We start from the raw sequence: 13,210 nt of genomic DNA, 5'->3' as shown, positions 1-13,210 counted from the left end.
TTAATGCAATATCGTTTTAATCAAAATTGCTTAGTCTAGATTATTGAGATCGAGCTGTATTAAGCCAGCGGTAAAGCACTGGCAATAGCACCAAGGTCAGCAAGGTGGAAGAAAGAATACCGCCGATCACAACCGTGGCTAAAGGCCGTTGCACTTCCGCACCTGTACCTGTTGCCAAAGCCATTGGTACAAAACCTAAAGAGGCAACACAGGCAGTCATGAGTACTGGGCGTAATCGAAGTACAGCGCCCTGCCATACGGCTTCATGCAATGGATACTTGTCCCCCAGTTCTTTAATGAAGGTCAGCATGACCAGGCCATTCAGCACAGCAACACCTGAGAGTGCAATAAATCCAATCCCTGCAGACATCGAAAGCGGAATATCTCTTAACCAAAGAAACAATACACCGCCCGTTAAGGCAAAGGGTACGCCAGTAAAGACCAGCAGACTTTCTTTCACATTATGAAATACTGCCATTAATAAAATAAAGATGGTCAGTAGTGCTAAAGGAATGACAATTTGCATTCTTGCTTTGGCAGATGCAAGGTTTTCAAATTGACCGCCATATTCAATCCAATAACCGCTTGGTAATGCATATTGTTTCAGCTGAGTCTGCATACCCGCCACAAAAGAACCTAAATCACGGCCCTCAACATTGGCAGTCACTACAATACGGCGTTTACCATTCTCACGGCTGACTTGATTGATCCCATCTACATTAGACACTGTGGCAACATTTGAGAGTACAATACTGCCACCATTTGGCAACTTTAACGGTAGTTGTGAAATTGTACTTACATTACGATCTTGATCATTTAAACGAATAACAAAATCAAAACGGCGATCACCTTCTAAAATCTCCCCTACACTTTGTCCACCGACACTGGCTGCCACAGTATCCTGTATAGATTTAACGTTTAAACCATATTGCGCAGCCAAAGCCTTATCTATTTCAATATTTAATAAAGGTAAACCTGAAGTTTGTTCAACTTTTACGGCGCTGCTCCCCGCAACTTGCTGCATAATTTTGGCGATCTTAGTGGCTTCTGTGTTGAGCACTTGCATATCATCGCCAAATATTTTGACGCCCACATCACTACGCACACCTGAGATCAACTCATTAAAGCGCAGTTCAATAGGTTGGGAAAACTCACTGTTATTACCTGGAATTGTAGCCACATAAGCCACCATACGGCCACGCAGTTCATCCACACTTTCTTTAGGGTTTGGCCATTCATTACGTGGTTTGAGCATGATATAACCATCGGAAATGTTCGGAGGCATTACATCGGTTGCTACTTCTGCCGTACCTGTACGAGCAAATACAGCCTGAATCTCTGGGAATTTTTTCAACAGCAGTTTCTCAGCGTTTTCCTGCATTCTTAATGATTCTTCTAAACCAGTGCTAGGAGAGCGCATCAGTTGAACTGCAAAATCACCTTCACTCAGCTGTGGTGCAAACTCACTGCCAATTTTGGTGCTTAAAAGCCCAGTAATGAGCAGTAAACACAGTGCAAAAGTCATCACTACAGCCTTGTAATGAAAGGCTTTATTTAAAATTTGAAGATACTGCTTTTTCAGCCAATTCATCCAACGGCTTTCTGTTTCTTTAATTTCACCTTTCACCCAAAGCGCTACAGCAGCAGGTACAAATGTAATAGACAGAATGATCGCCGCCACAAGTGCCAATACCACAGTTAATGCCATCGGATGGAACATTTTTGCTTCTACACCACTTAAAGCAAAAATTGGCAAATAAACCACTAAAATAATTAACTGACCGAATATCAGCGGACGGCGCGCCTGACGTGCAGCCAAAAAGACTTCTTTAAAACGTTCATTTTGCGTTAATGGACGCTTTAATGTTTGCTGTGCATGCGCCAAGCGGCGGATACAGTTTTCAACAATGACCACAGCACCATCAACAATAATCCCGAAATCCAGCGCACCTAAGCTCATCAAATTCGCGCTGATATTCTTTTGTGCCATGCCGGTTAAGGTAAACAGCATTGACAGCGGAATAACACAGGCCGTAATGAGTGCTGCACGGATATTGCCTAAAAAGATAAATAAAATGATGATGACTAGAATTGCGCCTTCAACCAAGTTCTTTTGAACGGTTTTAATCGCTTTCTCCACCAATGTGGTACGGTCATACACTGTTTCAATTTTTACCCCTTTGGGTAAGCTGGCTTGAATGTCTTTAATTTTGGAATCTACAGCTTTCGAGACAGTTCGGCTATTTTGTCCCATAGCCATCATGGCAATACCTAAAACCGTTTCTTCTCCGTTATAGGTTGCACCACCTGTGCGCAAATCATGCCCAATGGAGACTTGCGCAATATCACCCACCCGAATTGGACTGCCATTTGGGCTGTCAATCATGGTGTTTTCAATATCTGAAATGGTGTTTAAGGTTCCCGGCACTCGAACTGTTAACTGCTGACCATTTTCCTCAATAAATCCTGCACCACGGTTTTCATTATTTTCTGTAAGCGCTTGCTGTAATTGTTCTAATGACAGGTTCAGCTGTTGCATGCGGTTTAAATCAGGTGAAACCACGTAGGTTTTATTAAAACCACCAATACTGTTGACCTCGGCAACACCTTGTACACGCTGTAATTGCGGACGCACAATCCAGTCCTGAATTTCACGCAAATCCATCGCGCTATATGCCGTACCATCTGCTTTTTTTGCATTGGGTTCTGCTTTCAGCACCCATTGATAAATCTCGCCCAAACCTGTCGAAACTGGCGACATCGTCGGAGAAACCTGAGCTGGCAATGACGACTGAACTTCCTGTACCCGCTGATTAATTTGCTGACGTGCCCAGTAAATATCCGTACCGTCTTTAAAGACAATCGTGACTTGTGACAGGCCATAACGGGAAATAGAACGGGTCAACTCCAAATCTGGAATACCTGCCATCGCATTTTCAATCGGATAAGTAATCCGCTGTTCAACTTCTAACGCTGTAAAGCCATTGGCCTGCGTATTAATTTGCACTTGGGTGTTGGTAATATCAGGTACTGCATCAATCGGCAGTTTTTGATAACTGTAAATCCCGACGGCAATCCATGTGCAGACAAACAGCATCACCCAAATTGCATTTTGAATTGAAAACTGAATAATGCGTTCGAATAGACCTGCTGGCTTTGGCAAATTAATGTTCGTGTTCTCTGAATTAGTGTTCATGGCCAGCCTCATCTTTTTCCAGTTCAGATTTCAGTAAAAAACTGCCTTGGGAAATATACTTTTGCCCTGCCTCAAGACCCGAAATCACTTCTAGCCATTGCCCATCACTGGATGCTTGTCCAAGTTTTAGCGCTTGTGCTTTTAAATGCACTTGGCCTTTTAGCTCAGATTCAACAATAAAAATACTGTCTTTACTCTCTATGCTTTGTACGGCGGACTTTTGCACCCGTAATGCTTTTTTAGTACCTGAATCAGCCAATAGCACGTTGACCATCACATTCGGGCGAAGCTCAGCAGATTGTTGTTTTAATTTGGCACGTACCACCAAGCGTCCCGTTTGCACATCTGCCTTTGACGTCAGGCTTTGTACCTCTGCGCTATAGAGCTGATCTGAGCCATTGATTTTGAAAGAGACGTTTTGACCCGTTTGTAATTGTGCGGAATATTGATGAGTTAAGTTAAATTCTAGCCACAAATCTTTTAGCTGTTCAATGGTGAACAATTGATCTGCCAATTGCACATTTTCACCTACAACAATATCTTTTTGACTGATTACACCTGCAATAGGCGCACGAATGATAAATCGTCCGTTTTGACCGCTATTCGCGCCCAAAGCTTGCAAGCGCGATTGTGTCGACTGTACGCTAATTTGAGCCTGACGATAGGCATTTTCAGCACGCTGAAAGTCCTGTTTGGCAGAAATCCCTTGAGACCATAGCTTTTGCTCACGCTGATAATCTTGGCGAGACAAATCTAAATTGGCTTCTGCCATACGCAAATTAGCTTGCTGATCAATTAATTCAGGCACAGAAAGCACAGCTAGAGTTTGCCCTTTTTGTACGGTTTGACCGAGTGCCACACTGACTTGCTCGACATGTCCGCTAAAATTTGGGGAAATATGTGCCTGCTGATCTGTATTGACGGCCAATTTACCCGGCAATTGAATAATATTTTCGACCAGACCATTTTCCGCAGTCGCAATTTTAATTCCTTGTTCTATCATTTGCTGAGCACTAAGCTGAAGTTCACCTTCTTCTGCGTGTTCTGCTTCAGCATCACTATCATTAGCCTCGTTATGCTCTCCCTCACTCTCAGTTTTATCCGCATCGGATTTATTTTGACTGAACCAAATAGCAGTACACAGCATCAGCGTTAGGCCAATCAAAACTGCAATCATCAAAGGTTGTGAAATTTTTCCATCTTGTTTAATTTTCATATGATTAACTGCCTTATTGTGCTGATGCGCTGTTGATGAGATTTTGGGATGCCTCAATGGCTTTTTTATTTAGTTGGCTATAAGCATCTGAACGGCTGATTTCTTCATAACTGGTTCCAATACTTAAGGCTTCAGCACTGAGTGCGCTCTGCCAAGCCTGCGCCAAAATTTGCATTTGGCTAAGTCGAAGGTCTTGGAGTTGTTTTGTGGTTTGCTGTACGTCTGTAATAGCAAATTTACCTGCCTGAAAACCTTGCAAAGTTCGGTTTTGAACCTTTTCAGCCAAACCAATCTGATTGCCTGTGGCATCAAACTGCATACGCAGACCTTTAAGCTGGTGAATGCTATTGGCAATGTCCAAAACTTGCTGTTTTAACTCGCGCTGTTGCTGATGATTTAATAAAATTTGCTGTTTTTGTGCTATTGGAATGGCATATTGTTGGCGGTTAAAAATATTTAGCGGAATATCCACACCAAGTACCAAGGCCGTATCATTGGCGTCAGTTGGAGACTTAGTACGTGACATGCCCATATTTAGGGTTGGGTTTGGACGTGCTTGAGCTTTTAAATGTTCAATTTGCTGATTTGCCTGCTGAATATTCAAGGCATACAATTTTTGTAACCAACCTTCCGATAAATTACGCTCAACTAAACTTTGGCTCTGTTCAGGCCAAGGCGTAACGCTGTTATTCAACGCAATTTGCGACGTAGTTTCACCCCATAAATTAGAAAGCTGACGCGCCACAGTTTGCTGTTTTAAAAGCGCCTGTTGGTATAGACGCTGTATTTCCAAAGCTTCAATTTGAGCGCGCTCTACATCCACCAAAGCAATACTGCCTGCCTGATAGCGTTTTTGCGCGCTGTCCAAATTAGATTTACTGAGTTTGAGCTGTGTAGCGTAAATCGATTGCTCATTTTGAGCGATGGCTAGCTGTGACCATGCATACTTCACAATCAGCTGACTTTGAGCATTCCAAATCTGCTGTTGCAACTGAATTTGCTGTGCTGAGGTACTCGCGAGTGCTTGATTGATTTTACGCTGACCGAATACATCCAGTGGCTGGCTGATTGCGATACTGAGCTCTTGATCTTGATTTTTACCAAAACCATTTTGTTCAATCGATAGACTTGGGTTTTGCCATAGCTTGCTTTGACGCAGATTAAAATCAGAGATTTGCTGTTGTTGTTGCCAAATATCAGTTTGGGCTTGGTAGTTTTGTACTTTGGCAAATGCAGATTCAAAACTACTGACATTTTCCGCAAAAGTACTTTGTAAGGCCGTCGAAATACCGACAGCTAAGCCTAGACGTATAAACGCCATAAAATATAAAGACATGATTTTTCCCACTCATTTATTAAAAAAAGTGGCGGGAATGTTTTAGGCTACCCCGCCATTAGCGGGGCATAAACAGGAGGAGGTGTTTGCAGTAATAAATCAGGGGCTTGATAAAGATTCTTCCAAACAAATTTTGGCGAATATTCAAAGCTCTGATGTGCAATAAAAAGAATCGATTGTTGGTTTTGTACAATCAAATGCGTCATAGACGGTAAATGGTCTTGATGATCTTCACCGAGTTGCAGATCGTTAGCGGTATTTTTGACTGGTTTGCTACTGGATTCAGATGCTTGATGCAACGAATGCTGTGGATTGGTTTCACTGCTGACGCATAAGGTATTTTGATGATGACCAAAATGATAGCTTTGAACAACTTGAGTTTGCTCTTCATGCACACAGAAAGCGGCTGCCACGTTCCAAAGGCTTTGGAACATGAACAATCCAACTAAGACTGTTATCCATGTCGCAGAACGCATATTGCATCAATCAAGAAAATTTTAACGATTATAAAGCTTGGAGTCGGTCGAAGGTCAAGTGAATCTTTGAATTTGTCTTAAAAATGGATTGCCATAGAGATATAACGTAAGGCATTCGCTTTAATCCCCTGACACGGCACATGCTAAAGACAATCCATTGGTTCATGATTACGATTTTTATCGGCGAAACCTTTATTTTTAATTCAGTTCGGAATCATTCTTCAACTTAGCTTTTCTTGTCACAACTAAGCCGCAGAGAACCACCAATGTCGTAACACCTAAAGATAATGAAGTTTCATAACTGTAGGCTGGAGATAAAAACATATAGATCAGCACACTTAAGATCACCAAAATGACTGCCCATGTCAGCCATGGAAATAGCCACATTTTAAACGCAACCTCAGTTCCATTTTTTTCGATTTGTGTTCTCAATTTAAGCTGTGAAAATGCAATCACTAAATAAACCAATAAGGCAATTGAACCTGTTGTAGACAGTAAAAATCCAAATACTTGGCCTGGAAATAAATAATTGACTGCACAGCAAATTAAGCCCACTACAGACGATGCAAATACAGCAATAGCAGGTACACCAGAGGCATTAATAGATGTGACCCATTGAGGTGCTTCTTTGCGTGTCCCCAATGAAAATAGCATCCTTGATGAACTATAAAGTGCGGCATTCATACAACTTGCAACTGCAATAAATACCACACTATCAATAATCAATTTGGATTGAGGGACATTTAAACTGACCAAGACATATTGGAAGGTGCCTAATTGTTGTAATTGCGGTGAACGCCAATCTACCAGTGCAACCGTTATAAAAATTGAAACCACAAAAAATAAGATGACCCGATACAACACTAAATTGGTTGCGCGTTTAATTTTTTGCTCAGGATCTTTTGATTCTGCTGCAGCGATCGATAATATTTCTACGCCAAAAAATGAAAATGCTGAAATCAATATTGCAGAAAGTACCCCACCCAGGCCATTTGGCATAAATCCATTATTTTTGAATAGATTTTCTACACCACTAACGTCAGGTGCTAAGGGCCAAAATCCAAATATTGCGGTGAGTCCAATGGCGATAAAAATCACAATAGCCAAGACTTTTATCAGAGAAAACCAAAATTCAAACTCACCAAAACTTCGAGTACTAAAAAAGTTGGCTAAACTGAGGAGAATAATAAAAATAGTTGCAAAGACAGCGCTGGATATTGATGGAAACCATGCATGCAAAATTTCTGCACCGGCAATTGCTTCAATAGGAATAACTAAAACCCAAAACCACCAATATAACCATCCGATAGTAAAGCCAGCCCATGGCCCTATGGCTTTTCTTGCATAGGTTGAAAATGAGCCTGTGTCAGGTTGAGCGACTGCCATCTCCCCCAACATTCGCATGACTAAAAAAACCAATATACTAGTAATTATATAAGCAAGAACGGCGGCAGGCCCTGCTTTTGCAATAGCAGCAGATGACCCAACAAACAGTCCAGCACCAATTACACCACCGATACTGATCATCGTGATATGCCGATTAGATAGCCCTGCACCCAGTTTTGCAGTTGAATTATGTGTGGCTAAGCTATCATCATGCATCGATTAGATTCCCTGTCTGCACGTTCAGTCGTACAAATCATTATTTCCAAGATCATTAGGAATAAAAAAGGGAAAACGCTGTGTTCTCCCTTGTTTTGTAACAATTTAATCTAGAAAATGAGTTTTTCATAGTTCTAATCAAAACTTTAAGATGCAGCTTAATGCCATTTTTTCATCTAATTTACTGTTATTACTTATATAATTTATATTTATTTAAAAACTTATTTGACCATTTTCTAGATGCAAAATATGGGCTTTTAAATAATCTAACTCATCACTATGATGCGTGACATATATCATCGGCAGCGCCGACTGTTCTTTCACCGTGTTTAAAAATGGCAATATTTGATCTTTCAGCCTGCGGTCAAGTCCTGTCAGCGGTTCATCTAACAGCAGCAGATCAGGCTGTGACAGCAATGCCCGGCCTATGGAAACACGCTGCGCCTCTCCGCCAGATAGTTCATGTGCCCGCCGTTTGAGCAGTGGCTTCAACTCAAGCAGATGCGCTACTTGCTGAAACTGAAATTGTGCATTTTCCTGAGCAGCTAAGTTCTCTGCATATTGCAAATTTTGCTGCACATCCATATGCGGAAAAAGCCATGCTTTTTGGAAAATTAACGCAATACGGCGTTTATGCATCGGCACATTAATCTTCTGCGCTATGTTGAACACTTCACGCTGATTCAGCGATATATAACCTTGCTGGGGCTGCAGCAGACCGGCCAAACTTTTCAGCAGCGTAGATTTGCCGCTGCCTGATGGCCCCATAATGCCCAGCAGCTGATCCTGCATCTGCAGCCGAGCCTGCAATTGAAAATCTGCATATTGAAACTGAAAATCACACTGAAGCATGGCCGGCTCCGAGTTTTCGCTGATAGCGCTGTAAAATATAATAATTGGCAATCAATGCGCCAAAAGCCGCCAGCAATGAAAGGATCACTAAACGCATTGCGGCCTCTTCACCATTTGGCTGCTGTATCAGCGAATAAATGGCGATAGGAATGGTTCGGGTTTCATCTGGAATATTGCCGACAAAGGTAATGGTTGCGCCAAACTCACCTAGACTTCGGCTAAAGCCTAAAATGCTGCCAATTAAAATCCCTGGTAAAGCCAGCGGCAGGCTGATTGAGACAAATACCCGTAAAGGATGTGCGCCTAGTGAGCCTGCAACCTGCTCAAGCTGTTGATTGATCATTTGAAAAGACAAACGGATCGGCTGCACAATCAGCGGAAATGACACAATCATCGATGCTAAAACGGCGCCTTTCCAATTAAAAACCAGCTGAATTCCCCATTCAATTAGCATCTTGCCGATCCAGCCATTTGAACCAAACAGCACCAATAGCAAATATCCTAGAACCACCGGCGGCAGCACCATTGGCATTTGTAAAAGTGCTTCGACCAAAAATTTTAAATGAAACTCATAGCGCGCCAAAACCCATGCCAGCCCTATAGCAAATGGTAAGCAAAATACAGTGGCGCAAATGGCAACCTTAGCCGACAGATACAAGGCGCTCCACTCTTCAGGGCTTAGCATGCTTTAGCCCTTCACACCAAAGCCATAATGCTTAAACAGCATTTTGCTTTGCGCATGGTCTTTAAGATAACGGTAAAACTTCACGGCCTCAGGTTTAGCTGCGCCTTGCTGTGTTAAAGCCAATGGGTAAATGATGGGTTGATGGGTATGGTTTGGAAAAACACCGGCAATTTTAACTTTTTGACTAATCATGGCATCTGTACGGTAGACAATACCTGCCTGGCATTCACCGCGCTCTACAAAAGCCAAAGCCGAACGAACATCATCTGTCCCGACAATCCTTCCATTCAAACTTGATAGCCAGCCCAGCTTTGTTAGGCTTTGTTTTGCATATTTTCCAGCAGGCACAGACTCCATTTGCCCTGTACATAAGTGACCTTGAAATGCCTTGGCAAAATTAAACTGCGGCACGGCCTTAAATTGCATATTCACCGCTTTAGGCGTAATCAACACCAAATCATTGCTCAGCATGTTGACTACTTGCTTTGCAGGTATTTTCTGTTTTTTCACCAAATAATTCATCCAGTCTACATCTGCTGAAAAATACAGATCACTTGGCGCACCGGCTTCAATTTGCTTGGCTAAAGCAGATGACGCGCCAAATACCGGTACAATTTTAGTTTCTGGATACTGTTCCTGATATTTTTTCGCAATATCAGTAATCGCATTCGTCAAACTGGCAGCAGCATAAATTTTTACTGTTTCAGCTTGCACCATACTCGCTGTACAGCAAAGTACAGTTAAAAAAGTAAGTCGAATATTCATAGAAAGCTCCTACTGTTGAATCAGCAAACCTTGAAGAAGATAGCCTGCTTGTACAGACTGACCCGCTGGAATACGAACAAGACAATTTGCTTGCATAAGATTGCTCAGCATGTGTGACTGCTGCTTAGCTAAATTGGTCAGCTGCACAGCACCTTGCTCAAACCGAACCGACATTCTTAAAAACCGTTCTCTCGCATCAGCTTTTAAATCATGTGTGATCACACCGCTAAACCAGTCCAGCGGAGTTGTTTGACCTTGTAAAGCTTTCAGTAATGTATCTGTATAAATTTGCATGCCCACATATACAGCTGCGGAATTGCCCGGTAGTCCGAGCAAATAGCATGAGCTTGAATTTTCACGCTTATATTCTGCAAACAGCATCGGTTTGCCGGGTTTTTGTTTTACTTTCCAGAAAATTTGCTGAAAACCGATGTCCAAGGCTGCGGGACGAACAAAATCATAGTCACCCACAGATACACCGCCAGTGGTTAAAATTACATCAAAGCTGTCTTTTAAACGGTTGAATAAATCCAAGACCGCCTGCTTTTCATCTGCAATATGAATCAATTCAACTTGGACGTGCTGCGACTGAAACCATGCTGAAATCAGCGGCGCATTGGCATCAAATATTTTACCTGCACGATAATCTTCTATATTTTGTGCAACTTCATCACCTGTAATGACCACAGCAACTTTAGGGTAAGCGTAGACCTCACAATGCGAAATACCAGCCATGCTCAGTGCTGCAATTGCCCCAACCGTTAGCTTTTGACCACGGACAGCCAAACATTGTCCGACTGAGAATTCCTCACCTGCATCACGAATATCCGCATGCTTATTTAAAACTGAAGTCAATTCAATTTGCTGTGCATCCGCTTTCACAATTTCTTGCCGCGCTACTGTAGTCGTGCCTTCAGGAATCGGCGCGCCAGTAAATATACGGACAGCTTGGCCTGCTTTTAAAATAGTTTCAGCCGTTTGCCCTGCGCGGATTTCTCCAATGAGCTCAAATTGCGTACCTGCTTTAATTTCACCCGCCGCGCAAATGGCATAGCCGTCTACAGCGCTTTGAGCAAATAAGGGCAGCTGAATTTGTGAATGCACATCTGCCGCCAAATAACGGCCTAAAGCGTGTTGAAGTTCCAAAGTTTCATGTGCCAAACTTTGCGTATGTGTCTGAATCAGCGCAAGAGCCTCGTCAACTGAAATCAGCGCAAGAGCCTCGTCAACTGAAATCAGTCCAGCCTCAGCACCACAGCCTGTATGCAATACAGCTTGGTTCATTGATAGCCTCCTACATGCGGAATATTCTTCTGCACATCAAATAGATGTACCAAGGCAGGTAAAATGGCAATAAGTGATTCTTTTGCGCCTTGTCTGCTGCCCGGCAATGTAATGACAAGGCTGTTATCTATATAGCCCGCAACACCACGGCTAAGCGCAGCATAAGGCGTGCGTTTTTGACCAAAACTGCGTGAAGCCTCCATCAAACCCGGAATTTCACGTTTTAACAGCGGCTGTATCGTTTCTACAGTTAAATCTTTTGGCCCTAAACCCGTACCGCCAACCGTCAATATCAGCGGGTATTGATTTTTCTGTTGCTCAATCAAGGTAAGAAGCTGTTCAGGACTGTCTGGTATCACTTGATAGCTGATGTTGCTGAAGTTTGCTTCTTCTAAAATTTCGAGGACATTTTGCCCCGCAGTATCTGGTTTTTTACCGACAGCAACTGTATCTGAAAGCACAATAATCGACGCCGATAAGCTTTCTTTCAATACACGGGTAAAATGTGATTTACCACCTTTTTTCTTTTGCAGTTTTACCTGATCTAAGCACAAATCCTCTGGTTCACAGTGCGGTTTAAGCATGTCATACAGCGTTAAACCCGCAAGACTGACAGCAGTTAAAGCTTCCATTTCCACACCCGTTGGGCCAATGGTTTCAACCACTGCGCTAATTTCAACATGCGCCTCAAACAATTCATATTCAACATCTGCACGGTAGATCGGCAGCGGATGACACAGCGGAATGAGTTCATCCGTGCGTTTTGCGCCCAATATACCTGCAATCCGTGCGGTTTTCAGCGCATCGCCTTTTTCTGTATTGCCATTACGCAGCAGTTCAATGCAATGTGGCGGTGCATGCAGTATTCCAGTTGCAATGGCTGTACGGTAACTTTCCGCTTTCATGCCCACATTTTTCATTGCTTTATCCTTATTTTGTTCATTTTCAGCTGTAATATTGAAAATATTGAATTTTGGGTTTTATAAATGCCATTGGTAAATATTGGCGTTCAAATGCATGGTCTGGCTATTTTGATGTGAATGTTCGCATGACTCGCTATGAACATGAGCGTGCTTCGTTTCGTGATCTGCCACTTCAGGCGCGTGATCCTTACGAATACAGCAGCCCTCTACATATTGACTGCTGCCATCCATATAAAACTCTTCTTTCCAAACCGGAACTTCATGCTTTACACGTTCAACCGCTTCTTCGCAGGCTGCAAAAGCTTCACGGCGGTGCGGTGCATAAGCCATAGCAATAATTGCAGTATCACCAATATCTAAACTGCCAATACGATGCACAACCCGTACATATGACACGTCGTATTTGGCTTGAATTTCCTGTTCAATTTGTCGGATCATTTTCTCAGCCACAGGCGCATAAGCTGTATATTTCAGGGCTTTTACCGCTTTGCCTTCATGGTGATTACGAACCGCGCCAATAAATACACCTATACCGCCGCATTCAGGAAATGCCTCAATGCTGTCAAAATCAGCTTGGCTGAATACTGTATCTTGTATGCGTGAAATATGCTTGAGCTCCATATTCAGCCTCCCGCCACAGGTGACAGCAGCACAACGGTACTGTCCTGCATCAATGCGGTTTGTCTTGGCACAATGTCTTCCCCAATGGCACAGGCGCAGCGCTCAAGCATGCTGAATGATTCTGGAAATTGATTTGCAACTTGCTGCAAAACCTCTGCAATTGACTGCTGTGCCAAGCAAGTCAGACTCAAATGCGCTGGCAATAGACGCTCAATAGCGCCAAAAGATTCAATTTTGATGGTGATTTGAGTCAT

12 protein-coding genes are annotated in these 13,210 nt (G+C 42.8%); all 12 read right to left on the bottom strand.

Annotated features, from left to right (window positions below; all coding sequences use genetic code 11):
* Positions 1 to 40: 40 nt before the first annotated feature.
* Positions 41 to 3,196 carry an efflux RND transporter permease subunit gene (locus tag MST17_RS08005; protein WP_180027008.1) on the bottom strand — a complete coding sequence of 1,052 codons (3,156 nt, stop codon included), beginning with the start codon at positions 3,194 to 3,196 and terminating at the stop codon, positions 41 to 43.
* On the bottom strand, positions 3,186 to 4,412 hold the full coding sequence (locus tag MST17_RS08000) for an efflux RND transporter periplasmic adaptor subunit (protein ID WP_180027007.1): 1,227 nt from the start codon (positions 4,410 to 4,412) through the stop codon (positions 3,186 to 3,188). The genes MST17_RS08005 and MST17_RS08000 overlap by 11 nt, the downstream gene beginning before the upstream one ends.
* A 13-nt stretch (positions 4,413 to 4,425) precedes the next feature.
* Positions 4,426 to 5,748: a TolC family protein gene (locus tag MST17_RS07995; RefSeq protein ID WP_180027006.1), complete on the bottom strand. Its 1,323-nt coding sequence runs from the start codon at positions 5,746 to 5,748 to the stop codon at positions 4,426 to 4,428.
* 47 nt (positions 5,749 to 5,795) lie between these two features.
* Entirely contained in the window at positions 5,796 to 6,224 is a 429-nt protein-coding gene (locus MST17_RS07990) for a cation efflux protein, CzcI-like (protein WP_218945786.1), read from the bottom strand.
* Positions 6,225 to 6,422: 198 nt separating this feature from the next.
* Positions 6,423 to 7,826: an amino acid permease gene (locus MST17_RS07985; RefSeq protein WP_180027005.1), complete on the bottom strand. Its 1,404-nt coding sequence runs from the start codon at positions 7,824 to 7,826 to the stop codon at positions 6,423 to 6,425.
* 213 nt (positions 7,827 to 8,039) lie between these two features.
* Positions 8,040 to 8,678 carry an ATP-binding cassette domain-containing protein gene (locus MST17_RS07980; RefSeq protein ID WP_180021861.1) on the bottom strand — a complete coding sequence of 213 codons (639 nt, stop codon included), beginning with the start codon at positions 8,676 to 8,678 and terminating at the stop codon, positions 8,040 to 8,042.
* On the bottom strand, positions 8,665 to 9,363 hold the full coding sequence (gene modB / locus MST17_RS07975; protein WP_180027004.1) for a molybdate ABC transporter permease subunit: 699 nt from the start codon (positions 9,361 to 9,363) through the stop codon (positions 8,665 to 8,667). The genes MST17_RS07980 and modB overlap by 14 nt, the downstream gene beginning before the upstream one ends.
* Before the next feature lie 3 nt (positions 9,364 to 9,366).
* Positions 9,367 to 10,128, bottom strand: a complete 762-nt coding sequence (modA, locus tag MST17_RS07970) for a molybdate ABC transporter substrate-binding protein (protein ID WP_180027003.1) — start codon at positions 10,126 to 10,128, stop codon at positions 9,367 to 9,369.
* A 9-nt stretch (positions 10,129 to 10,137) separates the two neighbouring features.
* A complete protein-coding gene (locus MST17_RS07965) occupies positions 10,138 to 11,412 on the bottom strand; it encodes a molybdopterin molybdotransferase MoeA (RefSeq protein WP_180027002.1) in 1,275 nt (424 codons plus the stop codon).
* Positions 11,409 to 12,332 carry a bifunctional molybdenum cofactor biosynthesis protein MoaC/MoaB gene (gene moaCB, locus MST17_RS07960; protein WP_168377472.1) on the bottom strand — a complete coding sequence of 308 codons (924 nt, stop codon included), beginning with the start codon at positions 12,330 to 12,332 and terminating at the stop codon, positions 11,409 to 11,411. The genes MST17_RS07965 and moaCB overlap by 4 nt, the downstream gene beginning before the upstream one ends.
* 60 nt (positions 12,333 to 12,392) lie before the next feature.
* Positions 12,393 to 12,956 carry a molybdenum cofactor biosynthesis protein MoaE gene (locus tag MST17_RS07955; protein WP_180004420.1) on the bottom strand — a complete coding sequence of 188 codons (564 nt, stop codon included), beginning with the start codon at positions 12,954 to 12,956 and terminating at the stop codon, positions 12,393 to 12,395.
* Positions 12,957 to 12,958: 2 nt separating this feature from the next.
* Positions 12,959 to 13,210: a MoaD/ThiS family protein gene (locus MST17_RS07950; RefSeq protein ID WP_180004419.1), complete on the bottom strand. Its 252-nt coding sequence runs from the start codon at positions 13,208 to 13,210 to the stop codon at positions 12,959 to 12,961.

Source organism: Acinetobacter sp. YH16056_T, assembly GCF_024605895.1.
Taxonomy (GTDB): domain Bacteria; phylum Pseudomonadota; class Gammaproteobacteria; order Pseudomonadales; family Moraxellaceae; genus Acinetobacter; species Acinetobacter amyesii.
The sequence above is the reverse complement of the archived record's forward strand: the minus strand, read 5'-3'. Positions and strand labels throughout refer to the sequence as shown.